20 protein-coding genes and 1 pseudogene are annotated in these 21,430 nt (G+C 66.3%); 5 read left to right on the forward strand and 16 right to left on the reverse strand.

From position 1 onward, the window contains the following. The 9 genes from ACX80X_RS17115 to ACX80X_RS17155 form a co-directional block, all read right to left on the reverse strand. On the reverse strand, positions 1-430 hold a 430-nt coding region (locus ACX80X_RS17115), incomplete at its 3' end, for a DUF222 domain-containing protein (RefSeq protein ID WP_459312802.1). Between the two features lie 61 nt (positions 431-491). Further along, on the reverse strand, positions 492-1,814 hold the full coding sequence (locus tag ACX80X_RS17120) for a hypothetical protein (protein WP_459312804.1): 1,323 nt from the start codon (positions 1,812-1,814) through the stop codon (positions 492-494). A 62-nt stretch (positions 1,815-1,876) separates the two neighbouring features. Further along, entirely contained in the window at positions 1,877-2,296 is a 420-nt protein-coding gene (locus ACX80X_RS17125) for a DUF6788 family protein (protein WP_459312806.1), read from the reverse strand. A gap of 176 nt (positions 2,297-2,472) precedes the next feature. After that, positions 2,473-3,789, reverse strand: coding sequence for an ATP-binding protein (locus ACX80X_RS17130; RefSeq protein ID WP_252599605.1), 1,317 nt, complete (start codon positions 3,787-3,789; stop codon positions 2,473-2,475). A 207-nt stretch (positions 3,790-3,996) separates the two neighbouring features. Further along, on the reverse strand, positions 3,997-4,245 hold the full coding sequence (locus tag ACX80X_RS17135; protein WP_252564463.1) for an SCO4226 family nickel-binding protein: 249 nt from the start codon (positions 4,243-4,245) through the stop codon (positions 3,997-3,999). A gap of 180 nt (positions 4,246-4,425) precedes the next feature. Further along, positions 4,426-5,961, reverse strand: coding sequence for an amino acid permease (locus ACX80X_RS17140; protein ID WP_459312808.1), 1,536 nt, complete (start codon positions 5,959-5,961; stop codon positions 4,426-4,428). 39 nt (positions 5,962-6,000) lie between these two features. Then, positions 6,001-7,455, reverse strand: a complete 1,455-nt coding sequence (locus ACX80X_RS17145) for an aspartate ammonia-lyase (protein WP_252611120.1) — start codon at positions 7,453-7,455, stop codon at positions 6,001-6,003. 8 nt (positions 7,456-7,463) lie between these two features. Beyond that, a complete protein-coding gene (locus ACX80X_RS17150) occupies positions 7,464-8,564 on the reverse strand; it encodes an asparaginase (protein WP_459312810.1) in 1,101 nt (366 codons plus the stop codon). A gap of 18 nt (positions 8,565-8,582) precedes the next feature. Continuing rightward, the gene (locus ACX80X_RS17155) at positions 8,583-9,317 is read right to left on the reverse strand and encodes a FadR/GntR family transcriptional regulator (protein ID WP_252599602.1); all 735 of its coding nucleotides are present in this window, start codon (positions 9,315-9,317) and stop codon (positions 8,583-8,585) included. 285 nt (positions 9,318-9,602) lie between these two features. On the opposite strand from ACX80X_RS17155, the pseudogene ACX80X_RS17160 reads away from it, so the two are divergent. The 4 genes and pseudogenes from ACX80X_RS17160 to ACX80X_RS17175 all read left to right on the forward strand — a co-directional run. After that, positions 9,603-9,926 (forward strand): annotated as a pseudogene (locus ACX80X_RS17160) (PAS domain S-box protein); the annotation flags it as partial. A 213-nt stretch (positions 9,927-10,139) separates the two neighbouring features. Next, positions 10,140-12,359, forward strand: coding sequence for a PAS domain-containing hybrid sensor histidine kinase/response regulator (locus ACX80X_RS17165; protein WP_459312855.1), 2,220 nt, complete (start codon positions 10,140-10,142; stop codon positions 12,357-12,359). Between the two features lie 146 nt (positions 12,360-12,505). Continuing rightward, the gene (locus tag ACX80X_RS17170; protein WP_252599601.1) at positions 12,506-12,772 is read left to right on the forward strand and encodes a helix-turn-helix transcriptional regulator; all 267 of its coding nucleotides are present in this window, start codon (positions 12,506-12,508) and stop codon (positions 12,770-12,772) included. Beyond that, a complete protein-coding gene (locus tag ACX80X_RS17175; protein ID WP_252614928.1) occupies positions 12,769-14,013 on the forward strand; it encodes a type II toxin-antitoxin system HipA family toxin in 1,245 nt (414 codons plus the stop codon). The genes ACX80X_RS17170 and ACX80X_RS17175 overlap by 4 nt, the downstream gene beginning before the upstream one ends. A gap of 34 nt (positions 14,014-14,047) precedes the next feature. Here ACX80X_RS17175 and ACX80X_RS17180 read toward each other — a convergent pair whose 3' ends face one another. Then, positions 14,048-14,665 (reverse strand): uracil-DNA glycosylase family protein, encoded by a 618-nt coding sequence (locus ACX80X_RS17180; RefSeq protein WP_056342023.1) that lies wholly within the window; start codon positions 14,663-14,665, stop codon positions 14,048-14,050. Positions 14,666-14,783: 118 nt separating this feature from the next. On the opposite strand from ACX80X_RS17180, the gene ACX80X_RS17185 reads away from it, so the two are divergent. Further along, entirely contained in the window at positions 14,784-15,290 is a 507-nt protein-coding gene (locus tag ACX80X_RS17185) for a hypothetical protein (protein ID WP_252599599.1), read from the forward strand. On the opposite strand, the gene ACX80X_RS17190 is transcribed toward ACX80X_RS17185, so the two are convergent. The 6 genes from ACX80X_RS17190 to ACX80X_RS17215 form a co-directional block, all read right to left on the reverse strand. Further along, the gene (locus ACX80X_RS17190; protein WP_459312812.1) at positions 15,287-16,750 is read right to left on the reverse strand and encodes an amidohydrolase; all 1,464 of its coding nucleotides are present in this window, start codon (positions 16,748-16,750) and stop codon (positions 15,287-15,289) included. The genes ACX80X_RS17185 and ACX80X_RS17190 overlap by 4 nt on opposite strands. A 109-nt stretch (positions 16,751-16,859) precedes the next feature. Next, the gene (locus ACX80X_RS17195) at positions 16,860-17,246 is read right to left on the reverse strand and encodes an RNA-binding S4 domain-containing protein (protein ID WP_056342031.1); all 387 of its coding nucleotides are present in this window, start codon (positions 17,244-17,246) and stop codon (positions 16,860-16,862) included. 99 nt (positions 17,247-17,345) lie between these two features. Continuing rightward, entirely contained in the window at positions 17,346-17,999 is a 654-nt protein-coding gene (locus ACX80X_RS17200) for a GntR family transcriptional regulator (RefSeq protein ID WP_252599698.1), read from the reverse strand. 116 nt (positions 18,000-18,115) lie between these two features. Then, entirely contained in the window at positions 18,116-19,123 is a 1,008-nt protein-coding gene (locus ACX80X_RS17205) for a transketolase family protein (RefSeq protein ID WP_252599597.1), read from the reverse strand. Beyond that, positions 19,120-19,986, reverse strand: a complete 867-nt coding sequence (locus ACX80X_RS17210; RefSeq protein ID WP_459312857.1) for a transketolase — start codon at positions 19,984-19,986, stop codon at positions 19,120-19,122. Before ACX80X_RS17210 ends, ACX80X_RS17205 begins: the two co-directional genes overlap by 4 nt. Before the next feature lie 50 nt (positions 19,987-20,036). Next, positions 20,037-21,374 carry an MFS transporter gene (locus tag ACX80X_RS17215; RefSeq protein WP_459312814.1) on the reverse strand — a complete coding sequence of 446 codons (1,338 nt, stop codon included), beginning with the start codon at positions 21,372-21,374 and terminating at the stop codon, positions 20,037-20,039. Positions 21,375-21,430: the final 56 nt, after the last annotated feature.

The following is a 21,430-nucleotide window of genomic DNA, read 5'->3' on the forward strand; positions in this document are numbered from 1 at the left end:
AATGTGCCTCCAACGCCTGCGCCCCGGTGAGGTCAAGGTTGGTGGTTTCGTCGACCATGATCCGGGCGTGCTGCCACGAAATCGTCCCGGCCTGCAATGCCGCGAACGTCAGCGGCAAGGCCGTGGTCAGTACGTGGGATTCGGCGAGCAGGGCACCGGCACTGCGTTCACTCACCGTCAGGGCGCAAGCGACCTCAGCGACGACAGCCATCTCCTGACCTGTGTTGTCCTGCGGCGACTCGGCCGGACCCGCCAGGGCCTCGGCAGCGGCGCCGTAACCGGCAGCCAGCCAGGCCTTCAGGGCGGCACTTTTCGCGTCCAACCGCGAGATCTCGGCCAGCCCGTCCAGGAAACCANGGATCGCAGAAGCCAGCCCTGCGAAGGACGTCGAAAGGGCCTCCGCCGTCGCCACAGCTGCTCTGCTATCCATACTCAAAGCATCCCAGCAGGGTCTGACAAAGACCGCGCGGGTGAATGCCTATGGGTGTGCGTCAGATTTGTAGGTAGTTGTTCGTGGTGGCGGTTTCAGGGCTGTTGGTGGCGCTCAGGCTGCGGTGGCCTGGTGGGTGCTGGCGTTTTGGCAGCGCAGGGTGATGATGCTGGTGGCGCCGGGGCCGGACCAGCGCATGCCGGAGAGTTTGAGGCGTTGGCCCACGACGGCTTTGCAGCCGGCTTCGACGGTGCCGGAGCCGACGAACATACCCAGGCGGCGGAAGCGGGCGTAGCGCATGCGGTGGGCATTGGTTTGGAAGTAGGCCAGCGCCTTGGTGCGTTGGGTGGCTCTGGGTCCGACGAGCGGATAGACCCATGGCGGCCTTAACGATGGTTTCAATATCACCGTTGTCCAGTTCGGTACGCCGGGCCTGGTACCAGCCGTTCGGGTCCTCGGTGATGATGAACGCGAGCAGGTCGGCGAGTTCATGCAGGTGTTCTCGGGCGTGGAAGAGGTCGACGATTTGGGTGGCTTCGGGGAAACGGGCGGTGGCCAGATTCCAGATCCAATGCGCCCCGTCGCCGAGCATGACGAGCTGACGGATGTGCTCGGAACCGCGCCGGCGGCCCTCGGCGGCGACCAGATCCGAGAATTTTTCCACCGGTTCCAGGGTGGCCAGATAGCTCGTTGAGTCCGGATCCCGCACCGGCCGGCCGTCATCATCGAGGCCGGTTTGGGTGAACAGGCAGGCCAGTTTCGCCTCACGGGTACGGGCCCGGCCGTCCGGGCCCTTGCCGGGCCGTCCGGCCGTTTCGGCTGGCGTCATCGGCACCCCGGTCCCATCCACGGCGATGTACAAAATCTCCGGTGCTGGCACTGATGGCGGCAGGGGCACCACCTGGCCAGCCAGTACCGCGACGGTATCCGCGTCCAAGGCGGCGGCTGCGGTGGCACCGACCGCCTCGGCGGCACGTTCGACCCGTTTGGTGCTCAGGGTGATCCCGGCCAGGTCCTTGATCAAGGTCGCAGCTTGCGCGAAGGGAACAGCGGCGCCGGTGGCGGCGATCATCGCCCGTAACCCGCCCGAAAGGGATTCCCTGCAGAGATCGAGTTCGGCATCGCGGGGCACCACCCCTGCCCGGCATACCCTGCAGTGGTAATACGCCCGCTGCAGGCGGATCGGACCGAGCACGGTATCGATGGCCTTGGCACGGTAGGAGATGAACTCGGCCACATGCCCGGCCCCGCACGCGATGCGGGGCCCGCGGTGGCCGGGGTCGGCAGCGAGCAGGCCCTCCAACAGCGAAGCGCCCAACGCGGTCATGGCCGCACGAATCGCCTCTTCCAACACCGGCAGTCCCCCACCGGCGACGCCGCCCACGCCGCGGGCTGCCAGCGCCGCCAGGGACTCAACCTCAGTGGTGAAGTCGTCCCGGATCCGGCTTAAGAGCCCCCTTTTTCCCCGTCTGTCGCGGCGGGGTCCTCAAACAGGCCCGCTCCCGGCGGCGACCCCGCGGCCGGGACTGCCGTGACCGGGCGGGCCTCGCAGATCGCCTCGTTGACCTCCACGATCGCCTCCGTCAAAGTGGCGAACCGGGCATAGGCGTCCAGCTCGGCACGGACCTTCTCCACCTCAATTGCCGCCAGCTGCCGGCCCCTCCTCTTGCCGCCCGGGCCCGTGCGCGTCCACAACTGCCTCGGCCCATGCCCGGGATGGCCCGGCAGGGCACACGCACAATTGGGCTTCCCGCACCGCCGGTAGTTCTCACTGACACTGCCCCGGCGGAAATCACCAGTCGCGGCCAGCTGCCCATAGAGCCCGGCACGCTCCGCCTCCAGCTCTTCCAAGGATCGGTTCACCATTGCCACTCCTCATCTGGTTGTTATATTCACAACCAGATTAGCCCCGTCACGGACTCAAAAGCGATGACCTATATTCCTGACGCACACCCAATGCCTATGTGGAAAACTTCGCTGACATCATGTCCAACTGGCCACTCAAAAAAACACCCAAAATCACAAAGTAAATGGCATTGGGTCTAGACCCGCCCCAGTGCGTCGATGTCCTCGAGGAACTGCTCGTGGACCTCCTGGCTCACGGTGGTCCGGGTATCGCCGATCGCGTCGAGGTAGTCCTCGGTGCAAGGCCCCTTCCGGACCGCCTCGCGGACTGAAACGCTGCCCGCGGAAGCCGCGCCGCCGTCGTCGTACACTGCCTTTTCCAGCGCGCGCTGGGAGGCGCTGCGGGCGGCGTACTCAATGTCCGCTGGGGAGAAGCCCTCGGTCCGTTCCACCAGGAGCTCCACATCCACATCGTCCACCACGGCGGCCGGGATGAAGCGCTGCCACATGGCTTCGCGGGCCTGGCGGTCCGGGAGGCCGATGGGGATGACGTAGTCGAACCGGCCGTGGCGCAGGAAGGCGGTGTCCAGCGCGCGGATGAAGTTCGTGGCGCAAACCAGCAGGCGGCCGGGCTGTTCGCGGAACGCCGGGATGATCTTCAGGAGCTCGTTGGTGACGCCCTGCAGGGGCGACGGCGGTTCACCCGAGCGCTGGGAGGCGATCTCTTCCACCTCGTCGATGAACACCACGCAGTGCTCCAGCTCCGCGATCTCGAGGAATGTTTCGCGCAGGGCGCCGGCGAGGCCCTTGGGATCTGAGGCCAGACGGGACGGGAAAACCTCCACGAACGGCCACTCGAGCCGGGACGCGATGGCCTTCGCAAACGTGGTCTTGCCGGTGCCGGGAGGACCGAACAGCACCACGGCACGCGGCGGCACCACACCGTATTCATCGGCGAGGTCGGCCTCCGCGAGGGGCAGGACCAGCCGGCGCTCCAGGAGTTCCTTTTCCTTGCGCATGCCGGCCACGTTCTCCCACAAGTCCCGGGCCAGGATCCGGCCGCCCAACTGGCCCAACGCGCCGAGCTCCTGACGCTGGACGGGGATGGTCCGCTCGAAATAACGCAGGTTCTTCTTGAGCGCGAAGCCGCGGCTGAGGAACGCCTCCACCCGGGTCTCCGCTTCCGGCATCAGCGCGGAGAGCTTGTTGAGCCCATGCGGGGCCATGCGGTTTTCGACGGCGGCGAGCAGTGACGTGCCGATCCCGCGCCCGCGATATTCAGGGAGAGTGGCCAGGAAGACGATCCAGCCCTGGTCATGCGCGGCGCGTCCGACGGCGGCGCCCACCACCTGATCGCCCTGCACCGCCACCACCGCGTGGTCTTTCTCGCAGGATGCCAGCACCTCGGAGAGGGCATAGACGGGCTCCACATCAGTGGCCTTGAGCGACTCCCAGAGGTGCAGGATCCCGTCCAGGTCTGCTGAATGGAAATCCCTGATGCGCCAGTTGGTCATGCCGTGTCTCCCGGGTGGTGCGTCATTGAACGGGTCATTGAGCTTCGTCGTCGAACTGCAAAAGGCGCTGTGAGGCGCTCTGCTGAGCATAGGCGATCAGCCCTCGGCGAAGGGTTGCGGGAGCGTTGCATTACAAAAAGTACGACGGCGGCACCTGGGTTCCGTGTCCACAGAACCCAGGTGCCGCCGTCGTACTCTGCTGCCTGATCAGACCTTGATCGGAACGGGGTGGACCTCGTCGGCGGGGTGGCCCGCGCGCTCGTGGATACGCCGTACAGCTTCCTCTGAGGGGGCCTCGGACAGGCAGTAAACCAAACCTGACTCGGGATCTGCCCAGGCAGATTTGAAGTCAACGCTCTCGTCGCTTTGAATGGCGAGATCGGCGTCGTGGGCTGCTTGCAAAGCTTCCTGGGTGATTCCGACCATGTTGCGATGAACGTCCATGAATTCCGGCATGATACTGATGCTCCTTAACTGGGTTCGACGTTGAAACAGCAGGATGCGGCCGACGTTAGACCTGCGCCTGTCAGGCGTCAAGAGGACTGCGGAAGTGACGACGGCGGCGGCACCCGGGTTCCGTGGAAACAGAACCCAGGTGCCGCCGTCGGACGTCACGGCCAGCTGGCCGGCAGGGCGTTACTTCTTGAAGGACTCCGCGGGCGGGTTTGCGATGACGGGGGCGGTGCCGGTGAAGCCTTCGCGGGTTTCGGCGATCTCACGGATTCGTTGGCGGCAGGCGTACCAGCCGGCCACCATGAGTGCGGAGGCGATGGCGGTGACGAGCATGGTGAGGGGTGAGTCGATGAAGACCATCACCAGGACGCTCGCGAGGAAGAGCAGTGAGAGGTAGCCGGTGTACGGGGCGCCGAACATCCGGAAGGAGGGGCGTTTGAGCCAGCCTTTGTTCGCCCAGCGTTGGAGCTGGATCTGGCAGAGCACAATGGTTGCCCAGGTCATGACGATGCCCACGGACGCGACGTTCAGCACGATTTCGAAGGCCTGTGCGGGTACGAGGTAGTTCAGCGGGACGCCGAGGAGGGACACTCCGGCGGTGATGGCGATGCCGCCGTAGGGGACGCCGGCTTTGTTCATGCGGCCTGCGAATTTCGGGGCGGAGCCGTTCACGGACATGGAGCGGAGTATGCGGCCGGTGGAGTATAGGCCGGCGTTGAGGGAGGAGAGCGCGGCGGTGAGGACCACCAGGTTCATGATGACGTCCACGCCCTGGATGCCGATGGAGCCGAAGAATGTCACGAAGGGGCTGACGCCCTTTTCGTAGGACGTATAGGGCAGCAGGAGGGCGAGCAGGATGACGGAGCCGACGTAGAAGACCGCGATCCGGAACACTACGGAGTTGATGGCCTTGGGCATGATCTTTTCCGGGTTTTCGGTCTCGCCGGCGGCGGTGCCGACGAGTTCAATGGAGGCGTAGGCGAACAGGACGCCTTGCATCAGGATGATCATGGGGAGCAGGCCGTTGGGGAAGATACCGCCGTTGTCCGAGAGGAGGCTCAGGCCCACGGGCTGGCCGTCGACGGGGGTGCCGAAGATGACGAAGTAGGTGCCCACCACGAGGAAGACCACCAGTGCGGCGACCTTGATCAGGGCGAACCAGAATTCCATCTCGCCGAACACCTTTACGGAGACGAGGTTCAGGCAGAGCACCACTACCAGGGCGATGAGGGCCCAGGCCCACTGCGGTACTTCGGCCATCCAGGGGATGTAGTTGCCGAAGAAGTTCATGTAGAGTGCGGCGGCGGTGATGTCCACGATGGTGGTGGTGGCCCAGTTGATCCAGTAGAACCAGCCGGAGACGAACGCCGCTTTCTCGCCGAAGAATTCGCGGGCGTAGGAGACGAACGAGCCTGATGAGGGGCGGTGCAGGACCAGTTCGCCCAGGGCCCGCAGGATGAGGAACGCGAAGAAGCCGCAGACGGCGTAGGCGATGACGAGTGATGGGCCAGCGGCGTTGAGGCGGCCGCCGGCGCCGAGGAACAGGCCGGTGCCGATCGCCCCGCCGATGGCGATCATCTGGATCTGCCGCGGTTTGAGGTTCTTGTGGTAACCCTTGTCCTCGGCATGCAGCGCCGATTCAGAGGCGTGCGCCTGGGGCGGCACCGTGTGGTCCGTGACGACCTGCTTTTGGGCAGTGTCCTGTTGGGGAGTTGTCATGCGGTGTCCTTTGGGGGTGGTTGGGCGGGCGGGTAGGGACTATTTGCTGAGATTCGCCAGGCGCTCAGGACTGAGGAGTTCCTGGAGCTGGGCGGCGGTGAGCAGGCCATGCTCGAGCACGAGTTCGGCCACACCCTTGCCGGTGGCGAGAGCCTCCTGGGCGATGGCGGTGGCGGTGGTGTAGCCGAGGTGGGGGTTGAGGGCTGTGACCAGGCCGATTGACTGTTCCACGGTGATGCGGAGGTGTTCGGTGTTGGCGGTGATGTCCCGGACGCAGCGTGCCGTGAGGGTGCGGCAGGCGGCTTCCAGGTGGGAGATGCTCTTGTGGAGGCTGTGGACGATGATGGGTTCGAAGGCGTTGAGTTGGAGCTGCCCGGCTTCGGCGGCCATGGTGATGGTGACGTCGTTGCCGATGACCTCGTAGGCCACCTGGCTGACCACTTCGGGGATTACCGGGTTGATCTTGCCGGGCATGATGGAGGAGCCGGACTGGACGGCCGGCAAATTGATCTCGCCGAAGCCGGCGCGCGGGCCGGAGGAGAGCAGGCGGAGGTCGTTGCAGATCTTGGAGAGTTTCACGGCCACGCGCTTGAGCACGCCGGAGAGGTGCACGAAGGCGCCCACGTCCTGGGTGGCTTCGATGAGGTCGACGGCGGTGACCAGGGGGAGGCCGGTGACCTCGGCCAGGTGCCGGCAGGCTGCCTCGGCATAGCCGGCGGGGGCGTTCAGGCCAGTGCCGATGGCGGTGGCGCCGAGGTTGATTTCGTGGATGAGCAGCTCCGCCTCGGCCAGGCGCAGCCGGTCCTCGCCGATGGTGATGGCGTAGGTGCCGAACTCCTGGCCCAGCGTCATGGGGACGGCGTCCTGCAGCTGGGTGCGGCCCATCTTCACCACGGTGCGGAATTCCAGTGCTTTGGCGGCGAAGGCCTCTTCGAGTTCGGCCAGTGCGTCCAGCAGTTCCCGGCCGGCGAAGATGGTGCCCAGTTTCACGGCGGTGGGGTAGACGTCGTTGGTGGACTGGCTGAGGTTGACGTGGTCGTTGGGGTGCAGGCGGGCGTATTCGCCTTTGGGGTGGCCGAGGATTTCGAGGGCGCGGTTGGCGATGACCTCGTTCGCGTTCATGTTCGACGACGTCCCGGCGCCGCCCTGGATCACGTCCACCACAAACTGGTCGCTGAGCTGGCCGTTCATCACGTCGGTGCACGCCTGCTCGATCGCCTGGCCGCGTTCGGCGTCCAGCAGTCCCAGTTCGCGGTTGGTGCGGGCGGCGGCAAGCTTCACGGCGGCCAGTCCCCGGACCAGGTGCATGTTGGAGGACAGCGGCTGCCCGGTGATGGGGAAGTTTTCCACGGCGCGGAGCGTGTGGACACCCCAGTAGGCTGCGGCGGGGAGGTCACGGTCGCCCAGCAGGTCATGCTCGGAGCGGGTTGCGGCCGAGGTGCCGGCCGCGTTGGTGCCGGCGGCTGACGTGGTGGCCTTGTTGGCAGTGGTCATGGGGGTCCTCACAGGGCTTCGTTGACGGGCGTGGACAGGAAATCGGTGGCCTGCAGCAGGCCGACCCGATGGCCGCCGCCCAGGACGGGCGCGGTGCCGATCCCTGCGAGCGGCGCGGTGTCCACGCCGAGCGCCTCCAGCATGCGGACGGTGACGGGCATCCTGGCGCGGTCGCCGCCGTCGGAGATCTTTACCGCGATGGCGCGGCCGTCCGGCAGGCCCACCAGCTGCACGCCTTCAAAGCCGTCCTTCGCCACTATGCCGGGGGACAGGCGCATCAGTTCGGTGACGTCCCGGCGCTCACCGGCCACCATGTCGGGGTGCTGCTGCATGGCCAGGCCGACGGCGGCTTCCGCGGTCAGTGGCGCGTGCCCGCCGCCGTCGGAGGTGCTCTTGGCGGTGTTGCCGGCGGCGCTGTTGCTGGCGGCGGCGATGCGCCCGAATGCGCGGGCCATGCCCCGGAGGGTCAGGGCGAAGAGCGGGGTGCCGCAGCCGTCCGTGCTGAGGGCCAGCGGCGCCTCGCCGGTCAGCTCGGCGACGGTGCTGGCGATCAGCTGCTGCAGCGGATGGGACGGGTCCAGGTAGCCCTTGACCGGCCAGCCGTTGATGACGCAGGTGGCGGCCATGGCGGCGTGCTTGCCGGAGCAGTTCTGCGTGAGCCGGGTGGCGTGCCCGCCGGAACGCAGCCATTCCTCGCGCTCGGTGGCGCCGTACGGGAGGTCGGTGCTGTTCTCCAGGTCGCTGGGGGCCAGGCCGTGGAGTTCAAGGATGCGCAGGGCCCCGTCGCGGTGCCTGGCGGCGCCGGAGTGGCTGGCCGCGGTCAGCGCCAGGAGGCCGGCCGGGAGGTCCAGGCCGGCACGGACCAGGGCCACGGCCTGCAGCGGCTTGAGCGAGGAGCGCGGGTAGAAGGGGGCCAGCGGATCGCCGGCCGCTGCCAGGGTGGAGCCGTCCGGCGCGGTGGCGATGACCGAGCCGTAGTGGATGCTCTCCACCAGGCGGTCGCGGGTGGCCACGGCCAGGGCGGCGTGCTGCGGGAGACCGCTGGATAACTGGCCGTCCATTGCGTCGAAGGGAGCCGGCAGGGCAGCGGGAATGGCAGGGGCTGGCATGGGGTCCTTGGGTGGCGGTTACTGGTTGAGGATGGAATCGAGCGCGACGCCCACGGCGTGCAGGTGCGCGGCCATGGCGGCGCTGGCTTCGTCCGCGGAGCCGGCCTCGATGGCGGCGAGGATCCGCTGGTGTTCCACGTCCGAGGCGTGCTGGCGGTCCGCCACCATGTTGAGCGTTTCGGACTGGTGCGCCAGGGCGCCCCGGATGTCCCCGACCACGCTGGCGAACACCCTGTTGCGGCTGGCGCGGGCGATGGCGGCGTGGAAGCTGGAGTCCAGGGAAACCCAGGATTCGGGGTCTGTTTCCGCGGTCATGGCGTCCACGATGTGCCGGAGCGTTTCCAGCTGTTCGTCGGTGCGGCGCTGGGCGGCGAGTCCGGCGGCGGGTACCTCGATGTGCGGCCGGGCTTCGGTGAGGTCCCGGGCGGAGTATTGGCCCAGCGTTAGGTCATTGGCCACCTTGTCGGCCACCACGAAGGTGCCCTTGCCGGTTTTGGTGACGGTGAGGCCCAGGGCGGTGCAGGAACGGAGGGCCTCGCGGATGACGGAGCGGCTGACCCCGTACTGCTGGGCGAGGGTGGCTTCGGAGCTGAGCTTGCCGCCCACGGCCGCCCTGCCGGACTCGATGTCGGCGCGGATGGCGTTGAACACCGCTTCGGCAGCGCTGAGCCGGGCCAAGGGCTGGGCTCGGAGGGACTGCTCGCCGGGGGATTCCGCAGGCTGTCCTGCTATCCGGCTGTCTGACAGGTTCATGCTTAAAATATGGCACGGGTCACACGGGCTGTCAATCGGGCACGGGACGGGGTTTCACGGCGCAGGCTGACTCCAGGATCAGGGGCCGCGGGAGCGACGTCGCTGTCCAGCCTCTAGGGCGCATCCGGGGCTGGCGGATAAGCTGTGTGTGGGGAGGCCCGTCCGGCCGACCGGGTGCGCGGCGGCGAAGGCCGTCGACGTTTGTTGGGGGCTGAAATGGAACAGGCAGTCAAGGGAAACGATCATGCGGATTTCTACCAGGAGCTGGTCTAGGCGGCGCCGGATGCACTGCTAAGGGTCGGTGCGGACGGTTCTATTGTCTTCGTCAATAACCAGACGGAACAGCTCTTTGGTTACCGGCGGGACGAGTTGCTGGACAGGCATTACGGGATGCTCCTGCCCCAGCAGTTCGAAGGCCAGTTTGCCGGCACCAGTGATGATTTCGCCTCCGGGCAGCGGATACTCCGGATGGGGACCGGCCTGGGCCTGTTCGGCGTGCACCGCGACGGGACCGAGTTCCCCATCGAAATCAGCGCCGCCGCTCTCGGGGACGGTCCGGGCGCGGACATCGTCGCCTCCGTCCGGGACGTGAGCGAACGCCGCCGCACCGACAGCGAGCTGCGGGATGCCCTTTCGCTGCTCGGCGCCACCCTGGAATCCACCGCCGACGGCATCCTGGTGGTGACTGCCGACGGGAGGATTGCCGGTTCCAATGAACGGTTCGCCGCGTTGTGGGGCATCCCGGCGGATCTGCTGGATTCCCATGACGACGGCAAACTGATCGGTTTCGTCCTGGACCAGCTCTCCGATCCGGGCAGCTTCATGCGCAAGGTCCAAGAGCTGTATGCCGATCCGGGAGCGGAGAGCCTGGATGTGCTGGAATTCCGTGATGGCCGGACGTTTGAGCGCTACTCCCGGCCCCAACGGGTGGGGGATGACATTGTCGGCCGGGTCTGGAGCTTCCGTGATATCACGGCCCGCCGGCGTGCACAGGACCGGGCCCGTGACGCCATCGCAGAGCTGGAGGGTCTCGGCGCGATCGTTAGTTCCTCTGTCGACGCGATCATCGGCATCACCCCGGAGGGTGTGATCACCAGCTGGAATCAGGGCGCCGAACGGCTGTACGGGTATGGTGCGGACGAGGTGGCAGGCCGGGACGTCCAGTTCCTGATTCCGGATCATCTCCGCCTGAGCGAGGAGGCGTTGCTCGCTGATGTCCGGGAGCGCGGTGTAGCGCGGAGTTTCGAGGCGGAGCGCGTGCGCAAAGACGGGACGACGGTCCCCGTTTCCGTGACTATTTCACCCATCCGGGCCGAAGGCGGGGGCGTGCGCGGGATGGCGCAGATTGTCCGCGACGTCACCGGACAACGGCTCGCAGCGGCAGAGCTCCTGGCTGCGCGGGAGGCGGCGCTTGAATCGAGCCGGTTGAAGTCCGAATTCCTGGCGACGATGAGCCATGAGATCCGGACACCGATGAACGGCGTCATCGGCCTGACCGCTTTGTTGCTGGAGACCCCGCTGGATGAGACGCAGCGCCGGTATGCCGAAGGGGTGAGGGGCGCGGGCGAGGTGCTGCTGGCCCTGATCAACGACATCTTGGATCTGTCCAAGCTGGAGGCCGGGAAGGTCGATCTGGACATCGCAGCCTTTGATCCGCGGCTTCTGGTGGAGGAGGTGGCGGGCCTGGTGAGCGAGTCCGCCCGCGCCAAAGGACTGGAACTCATCGCCTACTGCCGCCCGGAGGTGCCGGCGCGGCTGTCCGGAGACGTCGGACGCATCCGGCAGGTCCTGCTCAATCTTGCCTCCAACGCCGTAAAGTTCACGCCGACCGGGGAAGTGTCCGTTCGCGTGCAGCCCGTTGACCTTCATCCCCGTGGGCCTGCGGTGCGGTTTGAAGTCCGTGACACCGGGATCGGAGTTGAGCCAGAAGATCATCTGCGCCTGTTCGAGTCCTTTTCCCAGGCCGATTCCTCCACCACGCGCCGGTACGGCGGGAGCGGTTTGGGGCTGGCGATCTCGCGGCGGCTGACCGAAATGATGGGCGGGGAAATCGGGCTGACCAGCGCTCCAGGTGAGGGCAGCACCTTCTGGATTGTGCTCCCGTTGCAGCCCGCGGTGGACGCCGGGGGCATCGACGAGGCGGCGGTCCGCTTCCCGGATCTGCTGACCGGAGTCAGGGTCCTGGTTGTGGATGACAACGCGACCAACAGGCTGGTGCTGGAGTCCCAGCTCAGGACGTGGAACATGGACCCGGACACCGTCGGCGATGCGCGCGCTGCCCTGGACCGGTGCCGGGATGCGGCCTTCGCCGGACGGCCCTTCGACGTCGTCGTACTGGATATGTGCATGCCGGAGATGGACGGGCTGGAGCTGGCGCGGGCCATCAGCGCCGACGGAGTTCTGGCTCCTACCTCCCTGATTATGCTGACGTCAACGCCGCAGATGGATCCGGCTGAGCTGGCAGCTGCGGGTGTCCGTGAATGGTTGATGAAACCGGTGCGCAGTTCTGAACTCTACGACCGTCTTCTGCGGCTGAGGGGAGGAACGCAGGTGGCCGAACGGCTTTCGGCCCGTGGTGTGCCGGAGAAGCAGAGCATCCCTTCCCGGGGACGCGTACTGGTAGTGGAGGACAACGAGGTGAACCAGCTCGTTGCCCGGGAGATGGTGAAAAGACTGGGCTACCTGGTTGACGTTGTGCCCGACGGGGCGGAAGCCGTCTCGGCCATTGCAGCCGTCTCCTACGCGGCCGTGCTCATGGACTGCCACATGCCGGTGATGGACGGTATTGAGGCCACCAGGACCATCCGCAAGGGCGAGGTGACGGGGCATCTGCCCATCATTGCTATGACCGCAGGCGCCCTGGACGAAGACCGTGAGCGGTGCCTCGCTGCCGGCATGGACGACTACCTCACCAAACCCGTCGACCCCGCCGCCCTGGAGGCGACCCTCGACCGATGGGTTCCGCCGGCCCCGCGGCTGGCGGGGGAAGCGCCAGCGGTGGATCCGACGGCGCTAAACCAGGCACTTCCGCCGACACCGTAAAGTCCACGTCGTCGGAGCAGGGGAAGGTTCCCTCGTGATTATAGGCACGGTACGTTCGTTCCGATTTTTCTCTATGCTGGAGCGAGTTGCCGGTCTAGAATCAGAACACAGCTAGAACGGCACGATCGTACCTATTGGAGATGCCCATGGCGAATGCATTCGGGGACCGGCTCGCAGGTGAAGTCCGGACGCGCCGGGCAGCTTTAGGCCTCACGCAGCAGGATCTCGCCGACATGGCCGGGGTCTCCGAGCGCTTTGTCCGCTTCGTTGAGCAGGGCAAGCCCAGCATCCAGCTGGACTCACTCACCGCCGTGCTGGAAACCCTGGGCCTGGAGCTCCGGCTAGCCGCCCGGGCCAGCCGCGCCGCCCGCGCCCTTGCCGGCCACGGCAAGGCCCAAGAAACAAACCCATGAAGCACCGCGTCGCCGACATCTACAAGGCCGGGGTGCTGGCTGCCCGGCTCGAACGGCACGACGGCGGCACCCGGTTCAGCTATCTGCCGGCGTACCTCGCGTCCGGGGGACCCGCCGTCGCCAGTTCCCTGCCGCTCACCGCCGCGCCCGTCGATTCAGCGGCGGGGGCTGCACCGCCCTATTTCACCGGGCTGCTGCCGGAGGGCCGCCGGCTCAACGCCCTGCGGCGGTCCATCAAGACCAGCGCGGACGATGACCTGTCGCTGCTCATCGCGGCCGGCGGCAACTCGGTGGGCGACGTCCAGATCGTGGGGCACGGAGAGCCGCTGGATCCCGACGAGCATGCTGTCCAGCTGGACCCCAAGCTGCCGGTGGACTTCGACCACCTCCTGGGCGATCCGGACCTGATCGACCCCGTTGCGCTGGCGGGCGTGCAGGACAAACTCTCTGCCGGGATGATCTCACTGCCCGTGGCCAGCGCGGGCAAACGCTTCATCCTCAAACTCAACGCGCCCGAGTTCCCGCATGTGGTGGAAAACGAGCTGGTGATGTTCCGGTACGCGGCCAAATTGCGGATTCCGCTGAGCCGGGTCCAGCTGATCCGGGACATCGCGGGCCGGCCCGGGCTTCTGGTTGAACGTTTCGACAGGGTGCCCATCCCCGGCGGCGGAGCCGACGACGTCCAGCGGCTGTCGGTGGAGGACGGCGCCCAGGTGCTGAAGCTCTACCCGGCAGACAAGTACAACGTGGCTTATGGCCAGGTCTGCCACGCATTGGCAGACTACTGCTCGGCGCCGCTCCCGGCCCTCAGGAACCTGGCGGTCCAGGGGGCGTTTGCCTGGCTGAGCGGCAACGGCGACCTGCACGCCAAGAACGTTTCCATGGTCCAGCAGCCGCATGGCGAGTGGACCATCGCCCCTGTCTACGACATTCCCTCCACCGTGGTCTACGGGGACAAGACCCTTGCGCTGACGCTGAACGGGAAGCGGAGCGGGATCTCGCGCCGGCACTTTCTTGGCTGGGCCAAGGACCTGGGACTGAGTGACCGCACGGCAGCCCAGGTGATGGAGCTCGCCCTGAAGGCGTCAGGTCCGCTGATCGCCGACCTGGAGGCAGGTACCGCGTTCGCCGGGCTCGGAGGTCCGGAGAAGAACGACGACGGCGGCTCGCCGTTCCCGGGCATGGTCACCAGGGCGTGGGTGAAGGAGCTGAAACACCGGCGGAGGCTGCTGGAAGGCTGAGGCACCCGCGGTGACTGCCGCCGTCGTGCGTTGGTTAGAGGTGCTGGATGCCTGCCCGCTGCATGGCGTCCTTGTAGACGTCCACGCTTTTGGCGAGGAGATCCTCCTGTTTTGCTTCGGAAACAGCAAAGGCCCGCCCGCCGAGCGCGCTGGCCTTGTAGATCTTGATGCCGCTGTTCTTCAGGGAAGAATGGTAGGTCTTCTCGAAGAGGGTGAGGAACGTGGAAGCGTCCGTGCCGTGGGCGATGACTGCGGAGACACGGCGGTTGATCTTCAGGAACTGCCGAAAGGGCCGCAGGCCGTCAGTCTTCTCCTGGACGTTCAGCGCCGACGGAAGCTCCGGATCCCGCACCCACGGGTACGCGTTCCACGGCATCACATAGCGCGGATCAAGCTCGGCAAGTTCGTAAATCTGGGTGGCGCGGCGGGCGGCTTCGTCGTCGTTGAAATGGGAGACGAAGCCGGATTCGGTGCCCTTGCCCGGACTGACGTGGAGGCTGACGATCCGGCATTCGTCCTCGTCGTGCACGGGGTCGATGTAGGGGACGACGGACCCTGGCTTCTTTTCCATCAGTTCATCGCAGAGCTGCGTTACCGCCGCGATGTTTGGTTCCTGTAGCAGGGCCTTTTTTTCGTCCCAGTCAATCGTCACGATCTCTCCCTCAGCAGCACGGCGTCCAGAAACAGGCGTCTTAACCCACTCTACGCTTTTGGGCGTATGGGTGCGCAGTGCAAGTTTGCTCCGGACCGGCGCCTGGCCGGGTAACGTCATGATGATGAACAGGAAAACGCTCAAGTCCGACGGCTTTGCCGGCTTCCGGAGCTTCGACAGCCTTGAGATCATCAGGGTTCCGCAGGGCACCGGGGTGTTCGCCGTTCTTCGGCCGAATGAGTTCGAGCCGCACTTCCTGAAGATCAGCACCGCCGGGACCTTCAAGAAAAAGAATCCCACTCTGCCGGCGGACGCCATATGGGCGGAATGGGTGGACGGCGCCGACATTCTCTACCTTGGCAAAGCCGGGCCGGGAAGCAAGGGCAACCGCGGCCTTCGGAATCAGATCAAGGAGTTCCTGGATTTTGGGCGGGGCAGGCCGCCGGGGCATTGGGACGGCCGCCTCATCTGGCAGCTGATCCACACGGATGAACTCATCATGGCGTGGAAAGAGGTGCCCGCCGAAGAAGTAAACCAAGCCGAGGCCGCGTATCACGCAGCCTTTATTGCGGAGCATGGCCGGCTGCCGTTCGCGAATCTCGTGCAGGCCAAGGTGCGGAACTAAGCCAGGCCGCCGTCGTACGTGAAGCGGCCGGCCACCAGCGTTGCCGCAACCGGCATGGCGGCGAATTCCGGGTCCGGCGAGGCCAGCGGATCGGCGTCGAGCACCACCAGGTCCGCCGGGTCCCCGGCCCGGAGCCGGCTCCGGCCCCTAGCTGAAGCGGCAAGTGCCTGCCGTCGGCTGATGCATTCCTGGGGATGCCACGGCCCGCGGGTGTCCTGCCGGGACCGGGTGCTGGCCGCGGACATCGCAGCCCAAGGATCCAGCGGCGCAACCGGCGCGTCCGAACCCAGCGCCAACGTGGCTCCGGCGTTGAGCAGCGACCTCAGCGGAAACGCCCGCTGCGTGCGGCCGCCCCAGTTGGCCTCCGCGGCGTCGCGGTCATCCAGTGCATGCACCGGCTGCACGCTTGCCGTAACCCCCAGACGCCCAAAGCGGGCCAAATCCTCCGTCCGGACAAACTGCGCGTGTTCAATCCGGCCGCCGATCCCTGCTCGCTCGAAGGCATCCAGCGCCACCTGGTTGGCGCCATCCCCGATCGCATGGACCGCCGGGACAAAGCCGTACTCCCGCGCCCGGCTAAGCAGGGACAACAAGTCATCAACGTTGACAGTCAGCAGTCCGTAGCCGCCGTCGGGGTAGGGATCCACACAAAACGCCGTCCGGGTGTTCAGCGAACCGTCAACGAGCACCTTCAGCGGGCCGGCGCGCAGGAGCCCCTTGCCGCCGTCGAGCTCCAGGCCCGTGCGCATGCCGTCGTGGCGGGCCCGCTCCAGGTCCTCCGGGTAGACACCGGCGTCCACCCTCAGGCTGTTGAATCCACCGGCAAAGCGGCGCAGCCAGACGTCACGGTTCCAGGTCATTTCAAAATCAACGACGCCCACAATGCCCCGGGCGGATGCTGCTTCTGCGGCATTGCGGACCCAGCCGTCCACCACTGAGTCCGGAAGTTGGCCCAGCTCACGGGTCAGCGCAAAAGCAGGTTCCTCCCGCAGCAGGCCGCCGGCGTCAACCTCCACCCCAAACCGCCGGGCGGCAGCGCTGTTCAGCCAGACAGAATGCAGGTCGTGGCTGATCAGGGCGGTGGCCTGGCTGCCGGTGGCGGCGTCGAGCATTTCCAGGGTGGGGACGTCCGCCCACAGGGCGTCGCGGAAGCCCACCCCCACCGTGGTGACCGAAGGATCGGCGTCGCGAACGGAAAGTCCGACGTCGGCCGCCGCCTCTCGCGCGGATGCGGCGGCGGACAGGTCCAGCCTGCTTGAATGCAGCGCCCACTGGGTCATGTGGACGTGCTCGTCCCAGAGCCCCGGAATGACGTAGCGCCCGTCCAGGCTGACCACGCGGGCGTCGCCCGGGATCCCGGCGCCGGCACTGATCCGGGTCACCACGCCGTCAACGATGTAAAGGTCCGAGACTGTGTCCTCGCCGGGCTGTCGGACGGAGGTCAGGACGATGTTGTTCACAGTTTCAATTCTGATAGCTCAGTCGCGGAGCAGGACTCTGACCCGACGGGAACATTGATGAAGGGTTTCGCAGCAGTCTCCACGTACCGACGCTGCCGGCCTCGAGGGCCTAGGTTGCGGGGCCCTTGAGCCGTTCCATCTCGCGGCGGTCCTTCTTGGTGGGACGTCCCGCGCCACGGTCGCGCTGCGGGAGGCCCAGTGCCGGCGCCACCGGCCTTGGCGGCGTGTGGTCGGTGAAGCAGTGCGAAGCCACCTCTGCGCCGACGCGTTTGGCGATCAGGCGGCGGACTTCGAGGGTGCGTTCGAAGCCGGACATCCGCACGGTGACGGTGTCGCCCGTGACCAGAGTGGCCGAGGCTTTGGCCGGGCTTCCGTTCAGCCGCACGTGCCCGGCCCGGCACGACGCGGTGGCGGCAGAGCGTGTCTTGTAGGCGCGGATCGCCCACAGCCACGCATCAATGCGGACGCTGGCGGGGGAGGACGGAAGGATGGTCATGGCTGGCACCGAGTATACGGCGTCGGTCTCCTACGGTCCCTCCCGGAAAATACACAGCCGCGAGCGGCAGGCTGCCCGGGCTGTTCTAAGTCCGCTGCCCTACGCCACAAGGTTCGCGGCAGCGGTGTCCATGTGCTCGCGGATTGTGTTCCGGGCCAGCGAGGCGTCTCCGGTCTCGATGGCGGTGACGATGTCGTAGTGCCGGTCCACGCTCATGTTCTTCACACCCTTGTCCCGGCCCGCGAACATGATGGACATGCGGATGGACCCTTCCAGCGACTCCCAGGAATGCAGCAGGGTTTCGTTGCCGGTCAGGCGGCACAGGGTCCGATGGAATTCCAGATCCGATTCGATGCGTTCCTGCAGGCTGGCCTTCTCTGCGGCGGCCATGGCTTCGATGGCGGCCCGCAGCGAGGTGATGACGTGCTCCCGGTCCGGGAGTTCGCACAGGGTGCGGGCCGCCAGGGATTCAAGTGCTGCCCGGACGGAGTAGATGTCGCGGATTTCCTTCTCATCCAGGTGCCGGACGGAAAGCCGGCCCCGGGGCCCGGGGGAGAGGAGGCCTTCCTGTTCGAGTTGGCGCAGCGCTTCCCGCAACGTGCCGCGGCTGATCTGGAGCATTTCCGACAGCTCGGTTTCCACCAGATGCCGCCCCGGTTCCAGCTCGCCGCTGGTGATGGCGGCGCGCAGTGCCGAGAGGGCCTGCTCGCGAAGGCTCTTCTTTTGCAGTCCCAGCAGCGTTGCTCCGGCCATCATGGTACTTCCTCAATGTTAGTGGTCAACTGTCTACAGTCGATGTGTTAACTGTCGATGGTACGCCAGAAGCGCGGCGCCAGCTGGTGCGGCCCCGCGCTTCCGGCGAAACGCTTCTACTTCAGCTCGGCGAGCACTTTTGCCACGATCTTCTGGACCGTGAGTCCGTAGCGGTCGTGGAGCGTCGGGAGCGCGCCGGCGTCGAGGAACTGGTCCGGCAGCGCCACCGGCACCACGCGTTTGCCAAGTCCGGCGGTGACGATGGCGGACGCAACCGTTTCGAAGAGGCCTCCGATCACGCTGTGGTTTTCCAGCGTCACGGCGAGGCGGTCGGTGTTGATTTCGGCCAGGACGGTGGCGGCGTCGAACGGTTTGATGGTGGGTGTGTGGACGACGGCGACGTCCACGTTGTGTGCCGCGAGGGCTTTCGCTGCCTGCAGGGCGCGCATGGTCATCAGCCCGGAGGAGATGAAGACAACGTCGTTGCCGCCGCGCAAAACCTTGGCTTTGCCGAGCTCGAAGGTGTAGTCGTATTCGTCCAGGACCGTGGGCACGTTGCCGCGGAGCAGGCGCAGGTAGGTGGGTCCGTCGCTGGCGGCGAGTTGGGGGACGGCCTGTTCGATGTCGATCGAGTCGCAGGGGTCCACGATGGTTAGGTTGGGCATGCCGCGGAAGATGGCCATGTCCTCGGTGGCCTGATGGCTGGGTCCGTAGCCGGTGGTAAGGCCCGGGAGCCCGCCGACGATGTTGACATTCAGGTTTGGTTCGGCGCTGTCGAGGCAGAGGAAGTCGTAGGCGCGGCGTGCGGCGAACACGGAGTAGGTGGAGGCGAACGGGATGAGCCCGGTTTCGGCCATGCCTGCGGCGGCGCCGAAGAGGAGCTGTTCGGCCATGCCCATCTGGAAGAACCGTTCGGGGTACGCCTGGGCGAAGATGTGCATGTCGGTGTATTTGCCGAGGTCCGCCGTGAGGCCGACAATCTTGTCGTTCTCCTGCGCGGCTTTGACGAGCGCATGCCCGAACGGTGCGGAGGCAGTTTTCTGGCCGGGGTCGGCGAAGGACGCGATCATTGCCGACGTCTTCAATTTCGGTGCGGGTCCCGTGGAAACAGCTGCGGCGCTCATAGGGCGTCCTTTCCTTCGTAGCCGGCGGTCAGCTGTTCGCGGCACGTCTTCCATTCGTGTTCTTCGATGCGCATGAAGTGCGCCTTTTCGCGCTCCTCCAGCAGCGGGACGCCGCGGCCCACCTTCGTGTCGCAAAGGATCACGGAGGGACGTCCGACGGCGGCGGCCTGGGCGGCTGCGTTGTCGAACGCTGCGAGCAGCGCGGCGATGTTGTTGCCGTCGATGCGCTGGGTGTACCAGCCGAATGCTTCCCACTTCTCGGTGACGGGTTCGGTGCGGAGGACGTTGTCGGTTTTGCCGTCGGCCTGGAGGGCGTTGATGTCCACCATGGCGGTGAGGTTGCCGAGCTGGTGGTGGTGGGCGCCCATGGCCGCTTCCCAGGTGGAGCCTTCGTCGAGTTCGCCGTCGGAGAGGAAGTTATAGATCCTGGCCGAAGAGCCTTGGTAGCGCAGGCCCAGGGCCATGCCGACGGCGATGGGGAGGCCGTGGCCCAGGGATCCGCCGGAGATTTCCATGCCGGGGGTGTAGGTGGACATCCCGGACATCGGCAGGCGGGAATCGTCCGAGCCGTACGTTTCGAGTTCGGTCACGGGGATGGTGCCGGCTTCGGCGAGGGCCGCGTAGTGTCCGATTGCATAGTGCCCGGTGGAGAGCAGGAACCGGTCCCGGGCCTCCCATTCGGGGTCCTCGGCGCGGAAACGGAGCTGGTCCGAGTACACGGCGGCCAGCATGTCGGCGGCGCCGAGAGCCTGACCCACGTAGCCCTGGCCCTGCACCTCGCCCATGTTCAGGGCATGGTGCCGGATCCGGAACGCCGCGGCGCCGACGCGTTCGAGGCGTTCTGAATCGGTTTCGTGTGACATGCCTTCCTTCTGGGGGAGTTCGTGTGAGTGCAGTTCCTGAGTCACGGTCATCAGACGCTCACTGACTGGGGCGTGCTTTTGGTGGCCTCATCCGCGAGCTGGCGCTCGCGCTTGCCCCAGGTCTCCCGGGTGACCAAGGCGGCCCACAGGCCGATGGCCGCGTAGAAGCTGAAGAGGATCGCAGGACCCATCCAGCCCAGGGCTACGAAGAGCAGGGTGGTGACGAAGGGCGTGAACCCGGAGACCATGGCCGAGATCTGGTAGGCAAGTGAGGCACCGGAGGAGCGGGTCTTGGCCTGGAACAGTTCAGGGAACCACGCGCCCTGGGCGCCGGCAAGGGAGTTCTGGCAGACGGCGTAGGAGATCACAATGGTGGCGATCACGAAGATGAACATTCCGGTGTTCAACAGCAGGAACATGGGGATGCCGAACAGCACGGCGAAGGCTGTGGACCAGATATATAGGGGCCGGCGGCCGATCCTGTCCGTGAGCCGGGCCCAGGCCATGGTGGCGAAGATGCCGATGGCCGAGGCGATGCAGAGGGCCACCAGGGTCTGGGTCTTGTCAGCCAGCTGCTGGGTGTGGAGGTAGGAAATCATGTAAGTGATGGACACGGCGTAGCCGGCGGTCTCCGCAATACGCAGGCCGATGCCTCGGACGATGCTTCGCCAGTCCGTCTTGATGACCTCCATGATGGGGTTCTTGACGATGGAGCCGCTCTCCTTGACCTCGTCGAAGACCGGGGACTCCGGGACCTTCGAGCGGATGATCAGGCCAACGGCCACCAGCACGATGCTGGCCAGGAACGGGACGCGCCAGGCAAGTTCGCCGCCCAGGTTCACGCTGACCAGGAAGACGAGGTTCGCCAGGAGGAGTCCAACGGGGAAACCGGCCTGGACGATGCCGGTGTACTTGCCTTTGGACTTCCAGGGCGCGTGTTCGTAGCTCATCAGGATGGCGCCGCCCCATTCAGCGCCGAAGGCGAGGCCCTGGACCACGCGGACGAAGACGAGCAGGGCCGGAGCGAGCAGACCAACCTGCTCGTACGTGGGCAGGAGGCCGATGAGGAACGTGGCGACGCCCATGAGGATCAGGGAGGCCACCAGGACGGGCTTGCGGCCTACCTTGTCGCCCAGGTGGCCGCCGATGATGCCGCCGATGGGGCGGGCGGCGAAGCCGACGCCGAGGGTGGCGAAGGCTGCCAGCGTGCCCGTCACCGGATCGCCGGTGGGGAAGAACGCCGTGCCGAAGTACAGTGCAGCCGCGGTGCCGAAGCCGATGAAGTCATACGTCTCGATAACGGCGCCAACGCCGGACCCGATTGCGACGCGCTTTGCGTCCTTTGTGCCATGCACGTGACCGCGCATTTTGAGAGCCTCATTGCTCATTGCTGAATCCCTTTCGAAGAGCGAGGAACGCTTCCGCACCGTCGCTGTCGACTGTT

Source organism: Pseudarthrobacter sp. MDT3-1 (assembly GCF_054510755.1).